The following is a 23414-nucleotide window of genomic DNA, read 5'->3' on the forward strand; positions in this document are numbered from 1 at the left end:
GTCGCCCGGGGCGCTCGGCGCGCCGGCATCCGCGTCCCGGCCCGTCCGCGGTGGCCACGATGTCGTAGCGTCGTCGTGTGGGTCGTAGCGGCATCTATGTGGAGACGGTGATCGCCGCCGACCTGGAGGCCGTGTGGACCGCCACGCAGAACCCCGCCGAGCACGTCCGGTGGGATGTCAGGTTCACCCGGATCACGCCGGACGGAGTGACGGATGCCGGTGCCACGACCTTCGCCTACGAGCGCCGTGTGCCCGGGCACAGCATCCGCGGGACCGGTGTGAGCATCGGCGAGACGCAGCGTGCGGACGGTGCGCGGACGTCGGCGCTGCGCTTCCACACCGACGATCCGCTGTCGCCGATCCGGGCCGGCCGCGGATACTGGCGCTACATGCGGCATGAGCGGGGCATCGCGTTCGTCACCGGGTACGACTACAGCCCGGGCTGGGGCATCCTGGACGTCGTCGTCCGCCCCCTGCTCGGATGGGCCACGGCGTGGAGCTTCGACCGGCTCCGCATCTGGCTGGAGACCGGCGTTCCGCCTGAGCGATGGCCGCTGTGGAGCGTGGTGTGGTGGTGGCGCGCGGATCGACCACGCGCGGCCCGCTGCCGCCGCGCACCGGCGTCCGGCCGGCGCCGCGCCGACCATCTGCAGGACGCACCCGCCACGCTGGCGGCTCTGCCCGACCCGGGAGCCGCGGCATGACCTCCATCTTCGAGCGCGCGCTCGGCGAGGACTTCGACCATCTGCATCCGATGATGAAGCGGCGCTTCGGCGTCGGCCTCGACGTGGCAGAGGCCTGCGTCGGGCGGGGAGTGATGACGACCATCCGGCGGGGTCCGTGGTGGACGGTCCCTTTCCTGCAGATCGGGCGGCTGCGCAACATCCTGATCCCCGACACCGGCATCGACGTCCCGTTCGTCATCGAGAACTACCCCTACCGCGACCCGCTCGGACGCGAGACCGTCACGTTCGTCCGCGAGTACCGCATCGGCTCTCGCCGCCGCAGATTCGACGCCACGATGATCCTCGACGACGGGCGGGTCGTCGACTATCTCGGCACGCACCAGCACCTCGCCGTCGATCTCGAGCTGCGCGTGGACGAACGAGGCGGGCTGCTGCTGACCTCCGGCGCGCAGCGCTTCTACGAAGGCCCGATCGGCTTCCGGTTTCCGATGCTCTTCAGCGGCCGCGCGCGCCTGCGCGAGTACTACGACGACGCCGACGAGCGGTTCCACGTCGACCTCGAGGTGCACAACCGCTGGTTCGGCTTCCTGTTCGGCTATCGCGGCAGCTTCCAGTGCGAATGGATGCCGGCAGCCGACGCACCGGCGCGCCTCAAGCCCCGCCGGCACGAAGCGCGCACCTGACTCAGGCCGCGTGAACTCCGGTTAGCGCTCGGAGTTGCTGCCGCGGCATCCGTCTCATGCCTTCGGGCGAGCACCGCCCCGTCGTGCGGCCAGGTACTCCGGCGGCATGCCGGGGCCGATGCGGATGCCGATCTCGTCGGCCGGGACCACGCCGCACGTCTCGCACGCCGCGGCGGCGTGCACCGCTCCGTCGCAGGGGGAGTGCCGGTACAGGATCGGCGGCTCGACGGAGGACGCCCACTCGTCTCCCCACTCGGTGAGGGCGATGAGCGCGACCGCGAGGTCGTGGCCTTTCGGCGTGAGGACGTAGTCGGCGGCGCCGGCACGGTCCATGATGCCGCTCGCCACGAACGACTCCAGCCGGGACGCGAGCACGTTGCTGGCGATCCCGAGGTTGTGCTGGAAGTCACCGAACCGCGTCACGCCTGCGAACAGGGCGTCGCGGATGATGAGCAGACTCCACCGCTCGCCGACCAGTTCCAGCGATCGCGCGATGGAGCACACCTGGGAGTCGTACGTCTTGCCCAACATGTGTCCGAATCTAGCACTTGCATGATGCAAGCACCCAACGCTATGGTCGCTTGCATCACGCAAGTCCACGCCGATCAGCACGCAGAGGAGCATGCACATGACTGGGAACTTCACCACCGCGATCACCGTCGACGCGTCGCGGCGGGCCGCGTTCGACGCGATCAACGACGTCTCCCGCTGGTGGGGACGCATCACCGGCTCGACGACGGCCGTCGACGACGAGTTCGTGTACGTCGTCCCGGGGCTGCACTACAGCGGCTTCCGGGTGACCGCGCTCGAGCCCGGCAGTCGTGTCGCCTGGCTGGTGACGGGCAGCCACCTCGACTTCGTCGCCGACAAGCAGGAATGGAACGGCAGCACGGTGCGGTTCGACATCGCCGAGGTCGATGGCCGTACCCAGGTCGTCTTCACCCATGAGGGCCTCACCGCCGACGAGGAGTGCTACGAGGTCTGCACCAACGCCTGGGGCATGTTCGTGAACGGCAGCCTCAAGGCGCTGATCGAGACCGGGCGGGGCGCTCCGTACGTCTTCGGCGGGGACGAGGCGCTGACGGCGGACGATCACGACGAGCTGCACCGTCAGGTGGCTGCATCGGCCGCATCGAGCGCGGCGGGGTAGCGGTCTGGCGCGCGACACGCCGTATCGAGTCGCCGGCGCCCGGGCACGTGGTGCGCGGGTGTCGGCGGTTCCCGTTACGGTGAGACGCGGAGGCGACATGAAGACCAAGAGACTCGCTCGTACCTCGTCGCAGCTGCCGCGTCGAGGCCACGTGCTGGTGACGATCACCGTGGTCGACGAGAACGGGTTCACGTCCCACTACGAGACCGTCGAAGCTCCCGTCGGCGCGCTGCGCGAGGGTGTCGCTGCGATCCATCTCGCCGCGGTCGAGGCGAGCGCCGACGCCGGCTCCGCAACGGCCTGAGGTCGTCGCCCCGTCTTGCGGGCCTCCCTGCAGGCGTCCTAAGATCGAACATAGATTCGATCGAGGAGGACGTCATGAGGATGGCAAGTCGAGAAGATGTCCAGGTCTGGTGCGAACGCGACCGGCCGGTTCGCCTGGTGGTCGACGGCGAGCGCTGGCGCATCATCGACACTCCGACCCGCTGCGACGGCGGACTGCTCTTCCAGAGCTGGCGGTTCACCGCGCGCAGCGACGTGGACCACCGTACGTGCGTCATGGACGTGGAAGAGGTGGACGGCCAGTGGGTGCTCGTCGCCTCGTGGGAGTGAGGGTCGAGGCGAAGGAGCGCTGTCCCGGCCCGGAATGAGAAGTTCCGCGGAACTTCTCATCCACAACCGCGTGGGACCCCTTGAAACCTGAATCGCGCGTCAGGTATCGTCCCGCAGAGCGGCTTCCCCCAGCCGTGTCCGCGCTTTACAAGGAGGTATCAGCGCATGGCATCCACGCAGCAATCACCAGACACGATGAAGCAGTCGAGTCTGCGCCGGGTCGTCACGGCTTCGATGGCCGGAACCGTCGTCGAGTGGTACGAGTTCTTCCTCTACGCCACGGCAGCGACGCTCGTGTTCAACAAGATCATGTTCCCGCCGTCCGACGACCCGTACGCCCCGATCATCGCGGCGTTCGTCACCTACGCCGTCGGTTTCATCGCCCGGCCGCTCGGCGGTATCGTCTTCGGCCACTTCGGCGACAAGTACGGGCGCAAGAAGCTGCTGCAGTTCGCGATCATCCTCGTGGGCATCGCCACGTTCCTCATGGGGTGCCTGCCCACCTTCGACACGATCGGCTACTGGGCGCCCGCCCTTCTCGTGGCTCTGCGCTTCGCGCAGGGGTTCGCGGTGGGCGGCGAATGGGGCGGCGCGATCCTTCTCGTCGCTGAGCACTCGCCCAACAAGACGCGCGGCTTCTGGGCATCATGGCCTCAGGCCGCGGTGCCGATCGGGAACCTCCTGGCCACCGTCGTGCTGCTCGTCCTGAGCCGCACGCTCACCGAGGAGCAGTTCCTCGCTTGGGGCTGGCGCGTCGGGTTCTGGCTCTCAGTCGTCATCGTCGCCGTCGGCTATTACGTCCGCACACGCGTCACCGACGCGCCGATCTTCGTCGAGGTCCAGAAGCAGGTCGAGCAGTCCAAGGCCGTGCGCTTCGGTGTGCTCGAGGTGATCAGGCGCTACCCGCGCGGCGTGCTCACGGCTATGGGCCTGCGATTCGCCGAGAACATCATGTACTACCTCGTCGTGACGTTCTCGATCACCTACCTGGCGGTCGCCCTGGAGGTCGACACGTCCGAGATCCTCGGGCTCCTGGTGATCGCGCACATCGTGCACATGATCGTCATCCCGCTCATCGGCGGCCTGACCGATCGGCTCGGCCGCAAGCCGGTGTACCTGATCGGCACCGTCGGCGCGGCGACATGGGGATTCGTGGCCTTCCCGATGTTCGACACGCGCAATCCCGTGATCATCGTCGCGGCGATCAGCCTGGGCCTGTTCATCCACGCCTTCATGTACGCACCGCAGCCCGCCATCATGTCCGAGATGTTCCCGACTCGTATGCGGTATTCCGGCGTCTCGCTCGGCTACCAGGTGACGTCGATCGTCGCGGGCTCGCTGGCACCCATCATCGCCACCGCGCTGCTCGCGAACACCGGCTCCTACGTCCCGGTCGCCGTCTACTTGGCGATCGCCGCGGCGGTCACGCTCATCGCCGCGCTGTCGATGCGGGAGACGAAGGGATCGTCGCTGCACGATCTCGACCGCCTCGACGAGGAGAAGCTGGCCGCCGAGAAGGTGTCCACCTCCGCCTGATCGACGGGTCCTCGGACTGTCGAACGCCCCGTCACGTCGTGGCGGGGCGTTCCACCGCCTCGAGCCGGGCGAGCAGCCGTCGGCGGCTCAAACGCCCTGCCGCCTCGTCCCTGCCGTGGCCGGGGTCCGGCGCAGCACGAGCACGGTCGTGATCGCCAGGATCACGATGCCGATGGACTCGACGATGACGGTCTCGGGCACGAGCGTGAAGTCCCAGGTGGAGGTGATGCCGAACAGCCCCACGGTCAGGGCCAGGATGAGCGCGAGCAGCGTGGCGATGAGGAACAGCAGGCTCAGCACCGTCGCCAGCTGCAGCAGGCGGCCGTGGAGCGCCAGCATCCCGATCGCGAGCACGAGCGCGGCGACGGCGTTGAGAACGAACATCACCCCGAGGATGCCGCCCACACCGTTGAACACGAGGTACAGGTGGATGCCGCCCGCAGCCAGGAGCGCGATCGCGCTGAGGATGCGCATGGTCCAGAGCACGCGCACCGTGGTCTCTGTGGATTCGGTCATGGTCCTACCTGCTCTCCGGTGGAGGTGAGGTCGTCGACGCCTTCTCAAGGGAAACGAGGGTGCGGCTGCTGCGGTTCATCCGCACGAGCCACGCGACGTCCCGGCCGAACGACTCGAGCATCAGCAAGAGCGCCGCGCCCGCGACGGCCAGGTCCGCGGTGGGCGGCAGCACCTGCGCCGCGACGACGGCGAGGGCGACGCCCGAGGCCGCGGTCACCACTTTGCGCCAGTACCGCGGCGGCAGGGTCCGGCGCATCCAGGGCAGCAGCGCGCCCGCCACGACGAACGCGTAGCGCAGCAGACCGATCGAGAGCACCCACCAGCCCACATACCGCGTGTCGTACACGCTCAGCACGAGGAGCAGGAATGCGTCGACCTCCATGTCGAACCGGGCGCCCAGCTCGCTCTCGCTGCCGGTACGGCGCGCGACGTACCCGTCCACCCCGTCCAGCGCGAGCGCGCAGGCCACGAGCGAGACCAGCAGGACGGTGGTCCCGACGGCCCCTCCACTCGCCGCCGGCGCGTCGAGCGGAACCCCCGGCCGCGTGGGCTCGGTCGTGCCCTCGAGTGAGGCGACCGTCAGCGCGGTCACGAGGCCGACGAGCGTCGAGCGGGTCGCGGTGACCGCGTTCGCGGGCCCGAACCGTCCGGCGCCCCGACGGCGGAGCGCGACGGTCAGCAGCAGCGTCGACACGACCAGGTAGCCGAGCCCCAGCATCACGGCCGTCGGAGACAGCGGCACGGCCGCACCGATCGCGAAGAGGCCCACGGTGCCGGCCGCGACCCACCACCACGGCTGAGCCCACGCGGCGAGAAGCCCGTGCGACCACTGAACTTTTCCCATGCGCGCTCCGTGTACTCCTCATGGCGGTCACCGGGAACACGACGCAGATACCCGCCGCGGTTCACAGTGATGCTCCGGATTCCGCCATCGCCTGGTGGACGATCGGCCCCGGGCAGGGCGAGTTCCGGTCCGAAGGACTGCGACGCCCGTCCGAGGGCGAGGCGGCGGTGCGGACGCTCTGGACCGGTGTGAGCCGTGGCACGGAGGCGCTCGTCGCACGCGGCGAGGTGCCGGAGTCGGAGCGGACCCGCATGCGCGCGCCGTTCCAGGACGGCGAGTTCCCCTTCCCGGTGAAGTACGGCTACCTCAACGTCGGGACCGTCGAGGAGGGCCCGGCACCGCTGCAGGGCCGCACGGTGTTCGCCCTGGTCCCGCACCAGTCCCGCTTCGTGGTCGCGGCGGATGCGCTCGTTCCCGTGCCGGAGTCCGTCCCGCCCCGTCGGGCGGTGCTGGCCGGTGCGGTCGAGACGGCGGTCAACGTGCTGTGGGACGCCCGGCCGCTGATCGGCGACCGGGTGGTCATCGTCGGCGCGGGCATGATCGGGTGCGCCGTCGCGCGGGTGGCGCGCGGCATCCCGGGCGCCGACGTCACGCTCGTCGACATCGATCCGGCGAAGGCGCCGATCGCCAGAGCGCTCGGCGTGAAGTTCGTGCTCGGCTCGGACGCAGCGGACCAGCTGCTCGAGCCGGACGTCGTCGTCGAGGCGAGCGGCAGTGGTGCGGGACTCGAGCTCGCACTGCGCCTGGCACCCACCGACGGCGAGGTGGTCGTGGCCAGCTGGTACGGCAGCCGCGCGGTGCCGATCGAGCTCGGCGCCGACTTCCACTCGCGCCGGATCACGATCCGCTCCAGCCAGGTCGGCGCCGTCTCACCGCGTCGCCGGGCGAGGCGCACCACCCGCGAGCGGCTGGCCGTGGCGCTCCGGTTGCTCGAGGATCCCGCATTCGACCTGCTGCTGGGTGGAGGATCGTCGTGGCGCCAGCTGCCCCAGATCACCGCCTCCCTCGCCGCGGGCACCGCCGGCGAACTGTGCCACACGATCGATTGGAGCAGCGCCGGTGAGGCGCTGAGCGACGAAAGGGAGTCGAAGTGACCTTCAGCGTGACCGTCCGCGACCATCTGATGATCGCCCACAGCCTGCGCGGCGATGTCTTCGGCCCCGCGCAGCAGCTGCACGGCGCGACCTTCCTGGTCGACGCGACTTTCCGCGCCGATGAGCTCGACGCCGATGGCGTCGTGGTCGACATCGGCCGCGCGAGCGATGTGGTGCGCGGAATCGTCGGCGCCCTGACGTACCGCAACCTCGACGACGAGCCCGACTTCGAAGGTCTGAACACGACGACCGAGCGGCTGTGCCAGATCGTGGGCGACCGCCTCGCGGCCCGTGTGCGCGACGGCGCGGTCGGCGCGTCGCGCCTGACCGGCATCACCGTGACCCTGCACGAGTCCCATGTCGCCTGGGCCTCCTACGAGGTGGCGTTGTGACGAGCGGACCCTCGGTCCGCTTCCTCGTTCCCGAGGGGGTCGACGACCCGCGCCGCGTCAGCGGCGGCAACGTGTACGACCGGCACATCCGGGACGGACTGCGCGCCCGCGGCTGGGCGGTGACGACGCAGGAGGCGGCGGCTGCGGCGGCTGCGGCATCCGCTCTCCGTGACGCCCCCGACGGTGCCCTGGTGCTGGTGGACGGACTCGTCGGGGGATGGGCGCCCGCGGCGCTCGAGGAGCATGCGTCGCGCCTGCGTCTGGTGCTGCTCGCGCACATGGTGGTCGCCGCCTTCCCCGATGCCACGGATGCCGCGGCCGACGCCGAGCGACGCGCGCTGGCGGTCGCCCGCGCCGTGGTCGTGACGAGTCACTGGACCGCGGACGAGCTGGCTCGGCGAGGGCTGGCCGATCCCTCGCGGATCACGGTCGCGGTCCCCGGCGTGGACCGGGCCGACGCCGTCACGCCGCTCGGAGAGAACGACCTGCTCTGCGTGGGGGTGCTGGCGCCGCACAAGGGGCAGGACACGCTGCTCGATGCGCTCGCGCGGCTGCCGACCGCCGACTGGACCTGCGCCGTCGTGGGATCGGGCGAGTCGTTCCCGGACTTCGCGGCGACCATCGCAGACCGTGCGGCCGCCTTCGACGGGAGGGTCAGGATCGCCGGTGTCCTCGATGACGACGCGCTCGCCGAGGCCTATCAGCGCAGCGCGCTGCTCGTCGCGCCGTCCCGTGTCGAGAGCTGGGGCATGGCGATCGGCGAGGCCCGGGCGCGGGGACTGCCCGTGATCGGCGCCGAGACCGGTGGGATTCCCGAGGCTCTCACCGGCGGGGGCGGCCTCGTCGTGCCGCCCGACGACCCGGCCGCGCTGGCCGGGGCATTGGAGGCATGGATGTCGGACCCGCCGCTGCGGGCGCGGCTGAGGCACGAGGCCCTCACGGCCCGCGCCACCCTGCCGACATGGAGCGACGCCGTCGCTCGCGTCGCCGACGCCCTGGAGGCGGCATGACCTCGATCTCGACGGCGACACCCGGCTGGCTCGCGCTGCGGGCGCCGGCCGACGACGCCGCGCGGTCGACGGAGCTCGCCCGCGAGCTCGGCCGGCTGCTCGCTGCCCGTCGCGCGAGCGCGGCCGCGCCGCTCGTGCTCCACGACCTGGGCGCGGGCACCGGATCGATGACGCGCTGGCTCGCACCGCAGCTCCCGGGCCGGCAGCGCTGGGTGCTGCGCGACGGGGACGCCGACATCGTCGAGCATCTCGATCTCGATGCGGTCGTCGACGCCGACGGCAGCCGGATCGACGCCGACGTCGTCGTCGAAGACCTCGCAGAGCTGCCGAGGGAGGCGTTCGACGGCGCAGCGGCGGTGACGGCATCCGCTCTGCTCGATGTGATCACGAGTGCCGAGGCTGCGCACATCGTCGCCGCGTGCGTCGCCGCGGGCACTCCTGCGCTCTTCAGCCTCACCGTCACCGGCGCCGTGACGCTGCGCCCGTCCGCGCGGCTGGATGCCGTCGAGCACGCCATCAGCGCAGCCTTCGACGACCACCAGCGCCGCGACGCTGAAGGGCGACGGATGCTGGGACCCGATGCCGTAGCCGCGACGGCCGAGCTGTTCGCCGCCGCGGGATGGCACGTTCGCAGGGGCCCGACCCCCTGGCGCCTGAAGGGGCGGGACAGCGCGCTCACGACCGAGTGGCTGGACGGGTGGATCGACGCCGCCGTCGAATGGCGGCCGGAGCTCGCGGACGACGCGGAGGCATACCGCCGTGTTCGTCGGGCGCAGGCGGCCTCCGGCCGGCTGCGGGTGATGGTGTCGCACGAGGACCTGCTGGCGTGGCCGGGGTGACGAGCATGTCGCCGCGTCTGCGGTCCGGTGCACGGATCGTGGCCGCGCTCGCGGTGGTGGTCGCGACGGGCGCGGTCGTCGGTGCCGCACCGTTCCTCGACGGCCTCGCTGCGGTCTCGCCCTGGACGATCGTCGCCGCCGTCACACTCGCCGCGGTCGCCACCGCTGCGGCGGCCTGGCGGTGGCGGATGGTGTCGACCGGGTTCGGGCTGCCGCTCACCTGGGGCGACGCCTTCGCGGCGTACTACCGGTCGCAGTTCCTCAACATGGTGCTGCCCGGCGGCATCGTGGGCGACGTGCAGCGCGCCTACGTCCAGGGGCGCGCGCACGACCGCCTCGATCTCGCTGCGCGCGCGGTCGCGGCCGAGCGTATCGCCGGGCAGCTCGTGCAGATCGTCCTCACACTGGCGATCCTGCTGCCGCTCGGCCTCACGTCGCCGCTGGCCCCGTTGGCGTGGATCAGTGGGGCGGTCGCGCTGCTCATCCTCGTGGGCGTCGCCACGGTGGCGCTCACCGCGCGCGGGCGCGCCGCGCTGGCTCGCGAGTACCGGATGCTGCGCCCTGTGCTCTCGCGGCCCCTGACGCTGCTGGCCATCACGGCGGCCTCGGCCATCGTCCTCGCCGCGCACGCCGCCACGTTCGTGGTGGCGGGTCTCGCCGCAGGCGTCCACGCGGACTCCGACGAGCTCGCGATCGTGGCGCTGATCGTGCTCGCTGCTGCGGGGATCCCGGTCAGCGTCGGAGGCTGGGGGCCGCGCGAGGCCGTCGCCGCGGCGGCGTTCGCTCTCGCGGGGCTGGGTGCGGGCGCCGGCGTCGCCGTGTCCACGGCGTTCGGCGTGCTCACGTTGGTCGCCGTCGCACCGGGTGCCGTTGCGCTGCTCGCGGACCGCTTCCGTTCGTCTGGTCGGAGGAGCATGATCGAGAGGAGGAGACCCGTATGAGCGAGCGACCCTACGTGACCCTCAGCTGCGCGATGTCGATCGACGGCTACCTCGACAGCGCCGAGCCGCACCGGCTGGCGATGTCGAACGCGGCCGACCTCGACCGAGTCGACGACGTGCGCTCACTGCACGACGCGATCATGGTGGGCGCCTCGACGGTGCGACGAGACAACCCGCGTCTGCTGGTGAGGGATGCTGCGCGGCGCGCACGCCGGCTCGCCTCCGGGCGCCGGGAGTCTCCCGCAAAGGTGACGGTGACCTCCAGCGGCGACCTGGCAGCCGACGCCGCCTTCTTCACGACGGGAGAGGGGCCGCGGATCGTTTACTGCCCGCAGTCCCGGGAGGCGCAGCTGCAGGAACGGCTGGGCGAGCGGGCGATCGTCGTCGGGCTCGGCGACGACTGCGTCATGATGTCCGCGCTGCTCGACGATCTCGCGGCGCATCGGGGCGTCCGCAGCCTCATGGTCGAGGGCGGCGGCACCGTGCTGACACAGTTCCTCGGCGCGGACCTCGTCGACGAGCTGCACCTCGTCGTCGCCCCGTTCTTCGTCGGTGAAGACCGCGCACCGCGCGTCGTGCGATCGGGGGCTTTCCCCTGGACGGCCTCGCGCCGGGCCCGGCTCGCCGACACCCGCCGCATCGGCGACGTGGTGCTGCTCCGCTACGCCCTCTCCGACCGGTTCGGCATGCTCGAGCCCGAGAGCGCCGACGCCGGGCGGGAGCCGGTCGCCGCCGAACGTCCGTGAGCCGTCCGCTTGCCGGCGGGCGGTCGCGGGCATGGCCGGGCCGCCTCGCGATCGCCGCGGCCGTCGCCGTGCTTCTCGTCCTGCCGCTGGTGCCCGGGGCGTTGGTCTCGGGGTCGGTGCTGGCTCTGGTCCGGATACCGGTCGAGTCGATCCTCATCCTCCTCGTGCTGGCCCTGGTGCCGTGGGCCCGGCCGCGCATCGTGCTTGCGGCGCTCTTCGGGCTGTTCGTCTGCCTGGCGGTGGTGCTCGCCTGCGTCGATGTCGGCTACGAGGCCGCGCTCGGCATCCATTTCGTGCCTCTCGATTGGCGGCAGCTCGGCGACGCGTACGGCGTCGTCGCGGCCGCCATCGGCGCGGCGCCGGCGAGCGCCCTCGTCGCTGCGGCGGCCCTGCTGATCGCGGGGGTGGCAGCGGCGCTCGCGTGGGCGGCGCTGCGCGTGGACGCCGCGGTCCGCAGGGACGCCGCCCGGGGCCGGGCCGCGCTCGCCGCCCTGACCGCCGGATGGGTCGCCGTCGCCGCACTGGCGCCTCCGCTGGGTGTGCCGAACCCGTCGGCGGCTGCGGCATCCACCGGTGCCATCGGCTCGGCGGTGTCGCGCACCGTCGCCGCGCTCCAGGCGCGCGAGGTCGTCGCCAGGGCGATCGCCGATGACCCGTTCGCCGAGATGGACGAGGCGGAGCTGTTCACCGCGCTGCGCGGCAAGAACGTCGTCTTCGCGTTCATCGAGAGCTACGGCAGGGTCGCGCTGGAGGGCGAGGGCGTGTCGGACGGCGTCAATGCGCTGCTGCGCCGCGGCGAGGACACGCTGGCCGCCGAGGGGTACATCGCCGAGAGCGCGTGGCTGACCTCACCCACCTACGGCGGTGCGAGCTGGCTCGCGCACGCGACGCTGCAGACGGGAGTCTGGATCGATTCGCAGACGGTCTACAGCGAGGTGGTGGGCAGCGACCGTCTGACGCTGAGCGGTGCCTTCGCAGCCGCCGGCTGGCGGACCGTCAGCGACGTGCCGTCCAACACGCAGGACTGGCCGGTCGGCAGGGACTTCTACCGGTTCGGCACGTTGCTGGACGCGACGAACGTCGGCTACCGCGGGCCCCGATTCGGATATGCGCGCATCCCCGATCAGTACACGTGGAAGCACTTCGCCGACCACGAGCTCGCCGATGCCGGGCAACCATCGGTGATGGCCGAGATCGACCTGGTGTCGTCTCACACGCCATGGGCGCCGTTGCCGGAGCTCGTGGCGTGGTCGCAGATCGGAGACGGTTCGATCTTCGCGGGGCAGCCCGAGGCCAGCAGGCCCGCGAACGAGGTCTGGGAGGACCCGCGGACCGTCCAGCGGTTCTACGGGCTCTCGATCGAGTACGCCCTCGGCGCCATGTTCTCGTTCCTCGAGAACGTCGATGACCCGAACCTGGTCGTCGTCGCGCTCGGCGACCATCAGCCGGGTCCGATCGTGAGCGGCGCGGATGCCGGTCGCGACGTGCCGATCAGCATCATCACGAAGGACCACGCCGTGCTCGACGCGATCGCAGCGTGGGGCTGGGAGCCGGGTCTGCGGCCCGCCGCCGAGTCGCCGGTGTGGCGGATGGATGCCTTTCGCGACCGGTTCTTCACGGCCTTCGGGTCTGCTCCGTGAGCGACGGCTGGAAGGACCGGTCTCGTGGTCGCCGTGCGAAAAGTCGGGTCGGTGGCGGCGACACGCGGTATCGGATGCCGCGCTACGGCGTGTCGTGTGACGCGCCCTAGTTTTCGCAGCGGGCGAGGCAGATCGAGGGTTCATGTGGCAACCAGACGTCAGTGCCGCCTCACATCGCGGCGGCGCGTTTCGGCCGCATCACGATCGCGGCGACGCCGCCGCCGATCGCGCCGAACAGGTGCGCCTGCCACGACACCCCTGCAGGCGCCCCGAAGACCCCGGCGAGCATGCTGCCGCCGTACACGACGGCCACCGCGGTGGCGATGAGCGCGTAGAGGATGCCGTGGCCCAGCGACGGCGCGACGAAGGCCCGGATCAGCAGATAGCCGAAGTACCCGAACACCAGCCCCGACGCGCCCACGGTGACGACTCCCGGCGCGCTGAAGATCCACGTGCCGAGCCCGCCGACGACGGCGATGATGCCCGTCACCGCCCAGAACCGGCCGACGCCGTCCAGTGCGACGAGCACCCCGAGGACGACGAACGGGATGCTGTTGGCCAGCAGGTGGGGCCATCCCGCATGCAACCCCGGGCCGAACAGCACGCCGTCGAGTCCGTCGAGCGCCCACGACCGGAGACCGAACTCGCCGTTCGCGTCGCCGGGCAGCAGATCGTCGAGCACGCGGACGACCCACATGATCGCGAGCAGCAGCAGGGGCTGCCCGATCCGGGCCACGATGCTGCCGCCGCGGGAGGGCGTCGAGGGTGCGCTCGTCACCTGCCCATCGTCGCACCCGCGCGGGGTCGCGACGTGACGCGTGTCCTCAGCGCTCGGACCGGCGCGGTGCTGCTGGCAGGATGACGGGATGACGTTCACCGTCCGAGTCCCTGAGCTGAGCGAAGCCGCGGAGATCGCCGATGTCCACGTCCTGACGTGGCGCGAGACCTATACGCACCTCCTGCCCGAGGGGTTCTTCGACGAGGAGTACGTGCGGGCCCGCCGCGGGCTGTGGCGTCGGCTGCTGGAGAATCCGCGCGAGGGCTGGCACATCCGCGTCGCGGAGCGCGACGGCCGGATCGTGGGTCTGGCGACGGCCGGTCCGAGCACAGCGACCGACGGCGAGGACCCTCCGCGCGAGCGCCAGCTCTACATGCTCTACGTGCTCGCGGCGGAGTACGGCCGAGGAGCGGGGCAGGCGCTGCTGGACGAGGTGCTCGGCGACGAGCCGGCGGTGCTGTGGGTCGCGAAGGCGAACCCGCGGGCGATCGCCTTCTACCGGCGCAACGGCTTCGCGTTCGACGGCGTCGAGGAGGCGTATCCGGGCATCCCGGCGCTCGTCGACGCGCGCATGGTGCGCTGACGGCGGCGGGCGCCGAGGCCTCTCAGCCGGGGAAGTCGGAGTCGTCGGTCCACGCGGCGATGTCGACGCCGTGGTTGTCGGGGGACGTGAGGGTCCAGTAGCCCGGTGCATGGGTGTCGTCGGCCATTCGTCCGCCCGCGGCCAGCGCTGCGGCGATCCGCGCCTGCACCTGGTCGCGCGGGACCGAGATGTCGATGTGTGTGCGGCCACGCCCCGACTTCGGAGGCTCGAGCGGGTGGAACCACACGTGCGGGTTGCGACGCAGCGGGTCGACGGCGTCCTCGGCGCCGAGCGGGTCGTAGCCGAGCGCGGCGCTCCAGAACGGCCGCACGCGGGCATCGGGTCCTTGCGCGACGGCGATGCCGACGACCGTGAGCGCGGACGGGTCGGGCTCGAGGTCGAGTTCACGGGCGGCACGGGAGACGGATGCCGCGAGTTCGGCATCCGCTCTGCTCAGCGCCCCATCGGCCCGGCTGAACGTCTTGACGAACACCCCTTCGGGGCGCAGGTCGATGTCGGGGAAGTGCTCCAGCGCCTCGGCGATCGGCACGATCTCGGCGACCAGGCGGGCGCCCTGTGCGAGCGATCCGGCTCGGAAGAATGCGTGCGCACCCCAGTAGAGGACGCGCCAATCCTCGACGCCCTCGGACGCGTGGAAGTCCTGCGCGCTGATCGTCTCGACCTCGGGTGGAATGATGCCGTCACCGAGAGGCGGCTGGGCGAGGATGAGGCGCGCGAGCGACTGCGGGCGGGTCAGTTGGGGCCAGTGCCCGGTCGGCAGGTCGAGGAACGTGACGTCTTCGATGGTCGTGAACTCCTGCACGGACGCCGCGCCCTCGTCGATCCAGGAGCGCAGGTCGGCGACGGTGTACTCGGTGGCGACCGCTGTGACGGGGATCGCGCGTCTCCGGTCGTCGTGCAGCTGCTGGATGCCGGTGACCACCCCTGCCGGCGAGGGGATCGCGTACGCGCGGAACGCCGCCATGCCGCCCTCACCCAGGTCGCGGAGATCGGCCTCGTCGAAGTCGGTCCAGTCGGGAAGCGGGAGTTCGCCGCCGACCGGCTTGTAGCCCGACAGGAGCGGCGCGCCGTCGGGCGTCGGGAAGCCGCCGATCAGGATCAGCCGCGCCACCCGCTGCGGCCGCGCGTCGGCTGCCGCATAGACGATGCCGGCCCCCGCGGAGTGCCCGACCAGCACCACCTTCTCGCCGGGAGCCGCGTCGATCGCCGCCACGACGGCGGCGACATGGTCGTCGAGCGTGATCGCCGAGCGATCGGCGTCGGCCGACTCCATGCCGGGAAGCGTCAGGGCGACCGGTCGGTGAGCGGCTTGCTCGAGCGCCGGCGCGACCTCGTACCAGGCCCATCCGCCCATCCAGAGGCCTGCAACCAGGATGATGTCCACTTCCGCTCCTTCGCATGATGAGAGGTGCAGCCAGTGTGACGGGATCCTCCGACATCCGCGACGGGGGAATACGCCGACGTCGGAACTGATTGACTGAGATACCCCTAGGGGGTATGAATGGAATCGTATCGATGAGGAGAACCGCCGTGACCGATCCGAATCGAGACAGCGACCTGAGCGCTGTCGCGCACGCCGACCAGCCCCACACCGGCCATGATCATGCTGCGCCCTCCGGACACGACCGAGCGGCGATGACGCCGCTCACTCCAGGGTCGGACCACGACCACGCGGCGATGGAACACGCCGGCCACCGACACTCCGACCACGACCATGCGGCGGCGGGCGACCCCCACGACCACGCCGCGCACGACCACGCCGCGATGGCTCACGCCGACCACGACGCGCCCGGCGCCCACGGCGGACATGGCGCCCACGGCGCCCACGGCGGCCACGGCGACCACGACGCGCCCGGCGCCCACGGCGTACATGGCGCCCACGGCGGCCACGCGGGCCACGGCGCCGACCACGTCGCGCGCTTCCGGCGGCTGTTCTGGATCAACCTGGCGCTGGCCGTCCCCGTGGTCCTGTTCTCGGGCATGTTCGCGATGGTGCTGGGCTACACGCTCCCCGACGTGCCCCTCGTGCGCTGGATCTCGCCGGTGCTCGGCACCGTCATGTACTTCTGGGGCGGGTGGCCGTTCCTCACCGGCGCCGTGTCGGAGCTTCGCGCCCGCAAGCCCGGGATGATGCTCCTCATCGGCCTCGCCATCACCGTCGCGTTCTTCGCATCGTGGGGCGCGAGCCTCGGGCTGCTCCACCACGAGCTGGAGTTCTGGTGGGAGCTGGCGCTCCTCATCGTGATCATGCTGCTCGGCCACTGGATCGAGATGCGTTCGCTGGCGCAGACGACCTCGGCCCTCGACTCGCTCGCCGCGCTCCTCCCGGACGAGGCCGAGCGCGTCGAAGGCGACCGCGTCGTGACGGTGCCGCCTGCCGACCTGCGCGTGGGTGATGTCGTCGTCGTGCGCCCCGGCGGCAGCGTTCCCGCCGACGGCCGCATCGTCGACGGACGCGCCGACATGGACGAGTCGATGGTGACGGGTGAATCCCGGCCCGTCGCCCGCACCACCGGCGACCAGGTCACCGCGGGCACCGTCGCCACCGACTCCGGGCTGCGGGTGGAGGTCACCGCGACCGGCGACGACACCACGCTCGCCGGCATCCAGCGGCTCGTCTCCGAAGCGCAGAACTCGACGTCGCGTGCACAGCGCCTCGCCGACCGCGCGGCGGGCTGGCTGTTCTGGTTCGCGCTCGGCGCGGCGGCGCTCACCGCCGTGGTGTGGAGCGCATTCGGGATGCCGGACGAGGCGGTCGTCCGCACCATCACCGTGCTCGTGATCGCCTGCCCCCACGCGCTGGGCCTCGCCATCCCGCTGGTGGTGTCGATCGCGACCGAGCGCGCAGCCCGCGGGGGTGTCCTCATCAAGGACCGGCTGGCGCTGGAGAGCATGCGCTCCATCGGCGCGGTGCTGTTCGACAAGACCGGCACCCTGACCAAGGGCGAGCCGACGGTGATGGATGTCGCCACCGCCCCCACCGCCCCTGCGCTCGATGCCGACGCGGTGCTGGCACTGGCGGCATCCGCCGAGGCCGACAGCGAGCACCCGCTCGCGAAGGCGATCGTCCGTGCCGCGCAGGCGCGCGGACTGGTGCTCGCCGGGGCCACCGGATTCGCGTCGTCGCCCGCGGTCGGCGTCACCGCGCACGTCGACGGGCACGTCGTCCGCGTGGGCGGCCCGCGCCTGCTCGAGGAAGTGGGCGGCGCGGACGTCGACGCCGCAGCGCGGTGGCGCGAGAAGGGGGCGATCATCCTCCACGTCGTGCGCGACGGCGAGGTCGTCGGCGGGCTCGCGCTCGCCGACGAGGTCCGACCCGAATCCCGTGACGCCGTCGCCGCGCTCCAGAAGCTCGGCGTCGAGGTTGTCATGATCACGGGGGATGCCGAGCCCGTCGCCCGCGCGGTCGCCGAGGCTCTCGGCATCCGTCGCGTGTTCGCCGGCGTGCGTCCCGAAGACAAGGAGCGGAAGGTCGCCGAGCTGCAGGGCGAGGGCCTGAAGGTCGCGATGGTCGGAGACGGCGTGAATGACGCACCCGCGCTGGCCCGCGCCGACGTCGGCATCGCGATCGGTGCCGGCACGGACGTCGCGATCGGGTCGGCGGGCGTGATCCTCGCGTCGAGCGATCCGCGGTCGGTGCTGTCGGTGATCGAGCTGTCGCGCGCGAGCTACCGCAAGATGTCGCAGAACCTCTGGTGGGCCGCGGGGTACAACCTCATCTCGGTGCCCCTCGCGGCGGGAGTGCTTGCGCCGATCGGCTTCGTCCTGCCGATGTCGGTGGGCGCGATCCTGATGTCGCTGTCGACCGTCGTGGTGGCCGTGAACGCGCAGCTGCTGCGACGGCTCGACCTGACCCCCGAGCGCAGCACGCAGGCCGTTCTGGAACGGTGATCGTCGCCGTGCCCGCGCCCTGCAGCGTCGTCGACCTGCGGGGACGCGCGCGCGTGGCCGCCACGGCGGCGCCCGGTGGCGAGGCATCCGGCTCGGCACTCCTCCGCGGGGGATGCGCCGCGGCGATAGGGTTTGACAATGACGACGACTCCTCCCGGCTGGTACGACGACGGTCACGGCGCGCTGCGCTGGTGGGACGGGGCGCTGTGGACGGAGCACGTCGCCCAGCCGGACGCCGAATCATCGCCGGCCCCGACGGAGGCTGAGATCGTCGCCGCCCAGCTCGGATTCGAGGAGCAGCAGCAGCCTGTGGCGGTCACCGGATCCGGCGCCACGCAGGTCGAGGCGGGTGCGGTTCCCGGACCGGCCGGCCAGCCTGAGGCACCCGCCCAGTCCGCCTACCCTGCCGCGCAGCAGTACCCGCCCGCCGCACCGGGATACCCGCAGGGCGCGTACCCCGGTGCCCCTGCCGGCGGAGGATTCACCGCGGCCACCGAGCCGCGAAAGTCGAAGCTCTGGATCGTCTGGGTCGTGCTCGGCGTGGTGCTGCTCGGCATCGTGATCGCGGCCGCCGTGGTCATCCCGCTGCTCTTCCTCTCGGCCACTTCGTCATCCACCCAGACCGGCGGCGCCGAGTCCGACGACGAGCGCGCAGCGGTCGCCACGGTCGAGCTCTACGACGAGGCCTGGCAGGACGGCGACTGCGAGACGTTCACCGCCTCGACCACCGAAGACTTCCGCACCCAGAGCGGCTTCACCGACTGCGTCACCTTCGAAGAGGACTCGGACCGCTTCGACGAGAACTTCGAAGACTACGAGGTCACGATCACCGACGTCGAGACGCTGGGCGACGAGATCGCGGTGACCACGAATGAGACGTTCACGGCGCTCGTCGACGCCAACGGCGACCCGGCCGAGCCCTCGCCGGGTTCGACCGTGTACTACTACACGCTCGTCCAGGCCGACGGCGCGTGGGTGATCGACGACCTCTCGTACGAATGACCGCGCCCGGAACCGAGCGCCCCCCGCACGACCTCCGGTTCTACCTCGTCTGCGTCGGGATCGGACTGCTCGCAGGCCTGCTGTCCGGTCTGTTCGGCGTCGGCGGCGGCACGGTGATCGTGCCCTTCCTCGTGCTGCTGCTCCGCTTCGACCAGCGCCTCGCCGCCGGGACGTCGCTCGCGGCGATCGTCCCGACGGCGGCCGTCGGCGTGATCTCCTACGCCGTGCACGGCTCGGTGGCCTGGATCGCGGCGCTGCTGCTCGCGGCCGGCGCCGTGTTCGGCGCGCAGATCGGCACCTGGCTGCTCCCGCGACTGTCGCTGACTGTGCTGCGGTGGGCCTTCGTCGGGTTCCTCGTCGCCGTGATCGTGAGCCTCTTCGTCGTGATCCCGTCGCGTGACGCCGAGCTGACCCTCACTGTGCTGAGCGGCGCCGCACTCGTCGCGCTGGGCGTGGTCACCGGCATCCTGTCAGGACTCATCGGCGTCGGCGGGGGGATCATCGTTGTTCCCGCGCTCATGCTGCTGTTCGGCACCAGCGACCTGGTGGCCAAGGGAACCTCGCTGCTCATGATGATCCCGACGGCCGTGTCGGGCACGATCGGCAACGTCCGCCGGCGCAACGTCGACCTCGTCGCGGCGGCGATCGTGGGCGTGGCGGCGTGCACGACGACCGCGCTCGGTGCGTGGGCGGCGGTGCTCCTCGACCCGTTCGTGGCCAACGTGCTGTTCGCCGTCTACCTCGTGGTGATCGCCGTGCAGATGGCGCTGCGGGCGTGGCGCGGGCGTCCCCGTCGGGCGTGACCCGGCCGCCCCGGGCATCGAAACGGGGGGATGGCCGGCGAGACAGAGCATTCGCGCCGAAACCGGGGGCGACGCCCCCGGTCTCGCCGCGAATCCCTTGGCTCGACGGCTGACGCCGGCCCGCTCCCGGCCGGACCGGCGGAAGCCGCTCGGTAGGATGGCGTGGTGCCAGTGAACCCCGAGCTCGTCGGCCGCGACTTTCCGCCGACGACCCCCTACCTCGTGGGCCGCGAGAAGGTGCGCGAGTTCGCGCGCGCCGTCTTCGCCGACGACCCGCAGCACCTCGACCCCGCCGCCGCGCAGGCGCTCGGCTACGCCGACGTCGTCGCGCCGCCGACTTTCGCGATCGTGGTGACCGACGCCACGCTCCAGCAGCTGCTGGGCGAGCCCGACTCGGGCATCGTCCTGCAGAACGTGCTGCACGCCGAGCAGAAGTTCCGCTACTCCCGGCCGATCGTCGCGGGCGACGAGCTCACCGCGAAGCTCGCGGTCACCGGCATCCGTGCGATGGGAGCCGCCGCCATGGTGACGAGCGAGTCCGAGATCACGGATGCCGCGGGCGACCACGTCGTCACTGCGACGTCCATCCTGCTGGTGGGGGAGGGCGAGCAGTGAGCGCGTTGACGAACCTCACCGTCGGCGATGTCGTCGCGGAGCGCACGGTGCATCTCACCCGGGACTCCCTCGTGCGCTATGCCGGGGCATCCGGGGATTTCAATCCCATCCATTACCGTGACGACGTCGCCGTCGCCGTGGGACTCCCGGGCGTTCTCGCCCACGGGATGCTCACGATGGGTCTCGCCGTCGGCACGATCGCGTCGTGGCTCGGGGACAGCGGCCGCATCCTCGACTACGGCGTCCGGTTCACCAAGCCCGTCGTGGTCGACGCCGAGACCGGCGCCGACGTGACCGTCGTCGCGAAGGTCGGCGCCGTCGACGACGAGTCGGCGCGCATCGACCTCACCGTGTCGTTCAACGGCGCGACGGTGCTGGTCAAGGCGCAGGTGCGCGTGCGGACGATCTGACGCATGCCCGACGTCACCCCGATCCCGCTGTCGCGGCTCACGACCCTGCGCACCGGCGGCACGCCGACCCGCATGATCGACGCGCCCACCACCGACGAGCTCGTCGACGCCCTCCGCGACGTCTGGGCGTCCGGCGACGAGTGGCTCGTGCTCGGCGGCGGCTCGAACCTGTTCGTCGGTGACGAGCCGTTCGACGGCGCCGTCGTGCGGGTGCTCACGAACGGCATCGAGCGGATGCCGTCACCCGTGGCCGGACGCGTCCGCCTGCGCGTGCAGGCGGGCCACGACTGGGACGCCTTCGTCGCCTACGCGGTGGCCGAAGGCCTCGGCGGCGTCGAGGCGATGTCGGGGATCCCCGGCACCGTCGGCGCCGCGCCGGTGCAGAACATCGGCGCCTACGGCCAGGAGATCGTTCAGACGCTCAGTGATGTCGAGCTCCTCGACGAGTCCACCGGCGAGGTATCGACGGTGCCGGCCGCCGAACTCGGACTCGGCTTCCGCACGTCGGTGCTGAAGCACCATTACGGCTCTGCGCCCGCCCGGCGGGCCGTGATCCTGTCGGTCACCCTCGACCTCCCCGAGATCGGCCACGGGGCCCGCCGCATCGCCGGCGACCAGCTGCGCACGGCGCTGCGACTCCGTCCGGACGACGAAGTGACTCTCGCGTGGGTGCGCGAGCGCCTCCTCGAGACGCGTCGCAGCAAGGGGATGGTGCTCGATCCCGACGACCCCGACACGTACAGCGCGGGCTCGTTCTTCCAGAACGCGGTGGTCTCGGCATCCTTCGCCCGCACGCTCCCCGACGAATGCCCGCGCTGGCCCGTGCACCCCGACCTCGACCCGGTGCTCGTCATCCCGCTCGCGAGCTTCGACGGCTACGTGCCGCCGACCCCCACCGTCGAGTCCGACGTCAAGGTGAGCGCCGGATGGCTCATCGAGCACGCCGGCGTGCGGAAGGGGTTCAAGCTTCCTCGCTCGCGTGCCGGCCTGTCGACGAAGCACGCCCTCGCCCTGACGAACCGCGGCAGCGCCACCGCCGCCGAGCTCGCCGAGCTCGCCCGCTTCATCCAGGGCCGCGTGCAGTCCGAGTTCGGCCTGATCCTGCAGCCCGAGCCGGTGCTGGTCGACGTGGAGCTCTAGCCGCAGCACCCTTCGTCCGCGCGGTGACCCTCGTCGTCGTCCGCGAGCAGCAGCGTGCGGTGCGCGGGCGTGAGGTTCGCCAATGCCGCCGCCAGTTCCATCACCAGGTCGATTCGCCGTCCCATGGGGTGTCCTTCCGTTCGTGTCTCAACAAGGACGACGAACGAAGGGACGACGGGTCGACGATTCGGCTCGACTTCCTCGCGCGCGTCCGCCGCCGCCGCCGCGGCATCCGTGCACGCTCAGCCACCCGCCCGGTGCGAAAAGTCGGGCCGGTCACGGAGGCACGCCGGTGGGGGATGCCGACGCCCGGCGTGTCGCGTCACCGACCCGACTTTTCGCAGCAGGCACGCACGAACGAAGAACGCGGATGCCTCGAACCGAGGCATCCGCGTTCCGTCGAGAGCCCGCGGGTTACGAGGCGAAGAGGCGCTGCAGGCGCTGCACGCCCTCGAGGAGGGCGTCGTCGCCGAGCGCGTACGACAGGCGCAGGTAGCCCGAGGGGCCGAAGGCCTCGCCCGGAACGACGGCGACCTCGGCCTGCTCGAGGATGAGGTCGGCGAGCTCGAGCGAGGTGGTCGGCGTCGAACCGGCCCACTCACGGCCGAGGAGGCCTCGCACGTCGGGGTACGCGTAGAAAGCTCCCAGCGGCGTGGGCACCTCGACGCCGTCGATCTTCGACAGCTCGGCGACGATCGTGCGGCGGCGGCGGTCGAAGGCCTGGCGCATCAGCTCGACCTCGTCCTGCGGGCCGGTGAGGGCCGCGAGGGCCGCGCGCTGCGCGATGTTGTTCACGTTCGAGCAGAGGTGCGACTGCAGGTTGCCGGCGATCTTGATCGCCTCCTTCGGGCCGACCATCCAGCCGAGGCGCCAGCCGGTCATCGCGTAGGTCTTCGCGACGCCGTTGACGAGGATCGTCTGCCCCGCGGCATCCGGAACAGCCTCCACGATCGAGACGGCCTTCACCGGGGCGTCCGAGCCGTCGGGCGCGTACACGAGGTTCTGGTAGATCTCGTCGGTGATGATCCAGATGCCGTGCTCGACGGCCCATTCGCCGATCGCCCGCGTCTCTTCGAGTGTGTACACCGATCCGGTGGGGTTCGACGGCGAGACGAACACGAGCGCCACCGTGCGCTCGGTGCGCGCGTCCTCGAGCTGCTCGACGGTCACCTTGTAGTGCTGGTCGGCGCCGGCGAACACCTCGACGGGGATGCCGTCGGCCAGGGCGATCGCCTCGGGATAGGTCGTCCAGTACGGGGCCGGCAGCAGCACCTCGTCGCCGGGGTTCACCACGGTCTGGAAGGCCTGGTACACCGCCTGCTTGCCGCCGTTGGTGACGATGATCTGCGAGGGGTCCACCTCGAGGCCGGAGTCGCGCAGCGTCTTCGCGGCGATCGCCTCGCGCAGGGCCGGCAGACCCGCGGCGGGCGTGTAGCGGAAGTTGGCGGGGTTGTGCAGCGCCTCGGCGGCGGCATCCACGAT

At 71.4% G+C, this 23414-nt stretch carries 27 protein-coding genes; 20 read left to right on the forward strand and 7 right to left on the reverse strand.

Features of this window, described 5'->3' with window-relative positions; translation table 11 throughout:
* Positions 1 to 77 precede the first annotated feature (77 nt).
* Together B2K11_RS16495 and B2K11_RS16500 are read left to right on the forward strand one after the other, a co-directional pair.
* Entirely contained in the window at positions 78 to 704 is a 627-nt protein-coding gene (locus tag B2K11_RS16495; protein ID WP_239526169.1) for an SRPBCC family protein, read from the forward strand.
* Positions 701 to 1369, forward strand: a complete 669-nt coding sequence (locus tag B2K11_RS16500) for a DUF4166 domain-containing protein (protein WP_163619859.1) — start codon at positions 701 to 703, stop codon at positions 1367 to 1369. Before B2K11_RS16495 ends, B2K11_RS16500 begins: the two co-directional genes overlap by 4 nt.
* A gap of 54 nt (positions 1370 to 1423) precedes the next feature.
* Here the strand turns inward: B2K11_RS16500 and B2K11_RS16505 are convergent, their stop codons facing one another.
* On the reverse strand, positions 1424 to 1900 hold the full coding sequence (locus B2K11_RS16505) for a helix-turn-helix domain-containing protein (protein ID WP_163619861.1): 477 nt from the start codon (positions 1898 to 1900) through the stop codon (positions 1424 to 1426).
* Positions 1901 to 1997: 97 nt separating this feature from the next.
* On the opposite strand from B2K11_RS16505, the gene B2K11_RS16510 reads away from it, so the two are divergent.
* From B2K11_RS16510 to B2K11_RS16525, 4 genes are all read left to right on the forward strand, one after another.
* Positions 1998 to 2519 (forward strand): SRPBCC domain-containing protein, encoded by a 522-nt coding sequence (locus B2K11_RS16510; RefSeq protein WP_163619863.1) that lies wholly within the window; start codon positions 1998 to 2000, stop codon positions 2517 to 2519.
* A 97-nt stretch (positions 2520 to 2616) separates the two neighbouring features.
* Positions 2617 to 2823: a hypothetical protein gene (locus tag B2K11_RS16515; protein WP_163619865.1), complete on the forward strand. Its 207-nt coding sequence runs from the start codon at positions 2617 to 2619 to the stop codon at positions 2821 to 2823.
* 74 nt (positions 2824 to 2897) lie between these two features.
* The gene (locus tag B2K11_RS16520) at positions 2898 to 3131 is read left to right on the forward strand and encodes a hypothetical protein (RefSeq protein ID WP_163619867.1); all 234 of its coding nucleotides are present in this window, start codon (positions 2898 to 2900) and stop codon (positions 3129 to 3131) included.
* A gap of 165 nt (positions 3132 to 3296) precedes the next feature.
* Positions 3297 to 4667 (forward strand): MFS transporter, encoded by a 1371-nt coding sequence (locus B2K11_RS16525; protein ID WP_163619869.1) that lies wholly within the window; start codon positions 3297 to 3299, stop codon positions 4665 to 4667.
* Positions 4668 to 4754: 87 nt separating this feature from the next.
* On the opposite strand, the gene B2K11_RS16530 is transcribed toward B2K11_RS16525, so the two are convergent.
* Both B2K11_RS16530 and B2K11_RS16535 read right to left on the reverse strand, forming a co-directional pair.
* On the reverse strand, positions 4755 to 5183 hold the full coding sequence (locus tag B2K11_RS16530) for a hypothetical protein (protein ID WP_239526172.1): 429 nt from the start codon (positions 5181 to 5183) through the stop codon (positions 4755 to 4757).
* Positions 5184 to 5187: 4 nt separating this feature from the next.
* The gene (locus B2K11_RS16535; RefSeq protein ID WP_204260163.1) at positions 5188 to 6027 is read right to left on the reverse strand and encodes a CDP-alcohol phosphatidyltransferase family protein; all 840 of its coding nucleotides are present in this window, start codon (positions 6025 to 6027) and stop codon (positions 5188 to 5190) included.
* A 20-nt stretch (positions 6028 to 6047) separates the two neighbouring features.
* Between B2K11_RS16535 and B2K11_RS16540 the strand changes: the two genes are divergently transcribed.
* From B2K11_RS16540 to B2K11_RS16570, 7 genes are read left to right on the forward strand one after another with little or no spacing between them, the layout of a single operon-like run.
* Complete coding sequence (locus B2K11_RS16540; RefSeq protein WP_163619871.1) at positions 6048 to 7121, forward strand: zinc-binding alcohol dehydrogenase; 1074 nt, start codon at positions 6048 to 6050, stop codon at positions 7119 to 7121.
* Positions 7118 to 7513 (forward strand): 6-carboxytetrahydropterin synthase, encoded by a 396-nt coding sequence (locus B2K11_RS16545; RefSeq protein WP_163619873.1) that lies wholly within the window; start codon positions 7118 to 7120, stop codon positions 7511 to 7513. The genes B2K11_RS16540 and B2K11_RS16545 overlap by 4 nt, the downstream gene beginning before the upstream one ends.
* On the forward strand, positions 7510 to 8523 hold the full coding sequence (locus B2K11_RS16550) for a glycosyltransferase family 4 protein (RefSeq protein WP_163619875.1): 1014 nt from the start codon (positions 7510 to 7512) through the stop codon (positions 8521 to 8523). Before B2K11_RS16545 ends, B2K11_RS16550 begins: the two co-directional genes overlap by 4 nt.
* Complete coding sequence (locus B2K11_RS16555; RefSeq protein WP_163619876.1) at positions 8520 to 9362, forward strand: SAM-dependent methyltransferase; 843 nt, start codon at positions 8520 to 8522, stop codon at positions 9360 to 9362. The genes B2K11_RS16550 and B2K11_RS16555 overlap by 4 nt, the downstream gene beginning before the upstream one ends.
* A gap of 5 nt (positions 9363 to 9367) precedes the next feature.
* Entirely contained in the window at positions 9368 to 10303 is a 936-nt protein-coding gene (locus B2K11_RS16560) for a lysylphosphatidylglycerol synthase transmembrane domain-containing protein (RefSeq protein WP_239526177.1), read from the forward strand.
* Positions 10300 to 11049, forward strand: a complete 750-nt coding sequence (locus B2K11_RS16565) for a dihydrofolate reductase family protein (RefSeq protein WP_163619878.1) — start codon at positions 10300 to 10302, stop codon at positions 11047 to 11049. Before B2K11_RS16560 ends, B2K11_RS16565 begins: the two co-directional genes overlap by 4 nt.
* Positions 11046 to 12689, forward strand: coding sequence for a CDP-alcohol phosphatidyltransferase (locus B2K11_RS16570; RefSeq protein ID WP_163619879.1), 1644 nt, complete (start codon positions 11046 to 11048; stop codon positions 12687 to 12689). Before B2K11_RS16565 ends, B2K11_RS16570 begins: the two co-directional genes overlap by 4 nt.
* Positions 12690 to 12858: 169 nt before the next feature.
* Here B2K11_RS16570 and B2K11_RS16575 read toward each other — a convergent pair whose 3' ends face one another.
* On the reverse strand, positions 12859 to 13467 hold the full coding sequence (locus B2K11_RS16575; protein WP_239526174.1) for a rhomboid family intramembrane serine protease: 609 nt from the start codon (positions 13465 to 13467) through the stop codon (positions 12859 to 12861).
* A gap of 88 nt (positions 13468 to 13555) precedes the next feature.
* Between B2K11_RS16575 and B2K11_RS16580 the strand changes: the two genes are divergently transcribed.
* Positions 13556 to 14050, forward strand: coding sequence for a GNAT family N-acetyltransferase (locus B2K11_RS16580; protein WP_163619880.1), 495 nt, complete (start codon positions 13556 to 13558; stop codon positions 14048 to 14050).
* A gap of 22 nt (positions 14051 to 14072) precedes the next feature.
* Here B2K11_RS16580 and B2K11_RS20695 read toward each other — a convergent pair whose 3' ends face one another.
* A complete protein-coding gene (locus B2K11_RS20695; RefSeq protein WP_239526175.1) occupies positions 14073 to 15455 on the reverse strand; it encodes an alpha/beta fold hydrolase in 1383 nt (460 codons plus the stop codon).
* A 380-nt stretch (positions 15456 to 15835) separates the two neighbouring features.
* On the opposite strand from B2K11_RS20695, the gene B2K11_RS16595 reads away from it, so the two are divergent.
* From B2K11_RS16595 to B2K11_RS16620, 6 genes are all read left to right on the forward strand, one after another.
* On the forward strand, positions 15836 to 17962 hold the full coding sequence (locus tag B2K11_RS16595) for a heavy metal translocating P-type ATPase (RefSeq protein ID WP_163619895.1): 2127 nt from the start codon (positions 15836 to 15838) through the stop codon (positions 17960 to 17962).
* 138 nt (positions 17963 to 18100) lie between these two features.
* On the forward strand, positions 18101 to 18964 hold the full coding sequence (locus B2K11_RS20510; RefSeq protein ID WP_204260164.1) for a DUF2510 domain-containing protein: 864 nt from the start codon (positions 18101 to 18103) through the stop codon (positions 18962 to 18964).
* Positions 18961 to 19767, forward strand: coding sequence for a sulfite exporter TauE/SafE family protein (locus B2K11_RS16605; RefSeq protein ID WP_163619881.1), 807 nt, complete (start codon positions 18961 to 18963; stop codon positions 19765 to 19767). The genes B2K11_RS20510 and B2K11_RS16605 overlap by 4 nt, the downstream gene beginning before the upstream one ends.
* Positions 19768 to 19932: 165 nt before the next feature.
* Positions 19933 to 20382, forward strand: a complete 450-nt coding sequence (locus B2K11_RS16610) for a MaoC family dehydratase N-terminal domain-containing protein (RefSeq protein WP_163619882.1) — start codon at positions 19933 to 19935, stop codon at positions 20380 to 20382.
* Positions 20383 to 20387: 5 nt separating this feature from the next.
* Positions 20388 to 20792, forward strand: coding sequence for a MaoC/PaaZ C-terminal domain-containing protein (locus B2K11_RS16615; protein WP_163619897.1), 405 nt, complete (start codon positions 20388 to 20390; stop codon positions 20790 to 20792).
* 3 nt (positions 20793 to 20795) lie between these two features.
* The gene (locus tag B2K11_RS16620; protein ID WP_163619883.1) at positions 20796 to 21932 is read left to right on the forward strand and encodes a UDP-N-acetylmuramate dehydrogenase; all 1137 of its coding nucleotides are present in this window, start codon (positions 20796 to 20798) and stop codon (positions 21930 to 21932) included.
* On the opposite strand, the gene B2K11_RS20800 is transcribed toward B2K11_RS16620, so the two are convergent.
* Entirely contained in the window at positions 21929 to 22057 is a 129-nt protein-coding gene (locus B2K11_RS20800; RefSeq protein WP_275575852.1) for a hypothetical protein, read from the reverse strand. The two genes, B2K11_RS16620 and B2K11_RS20800, sit on opposite strands and share 4 nt — an antisense overlap.
* A gap of 289 nt (positions 22058 to 22346) precedes the next feature.
* The coding region (locus B2K11_RS16625) for a pyridoxal phosphate-dependent aminotransferase (protein WP_163619884.1) at positions 22347 to 23414 on the reverse strand (1068 nt) is incomplete at its 5' end.

This window comes from Microbacterium sp. B35-30 (assembly GCF_010634855.1).
Classification (GTDB): Bacteria; Actinomycetota; Actinomycetes; order Actinomycetales; family Microbacteriaceae; genus Microbacterium.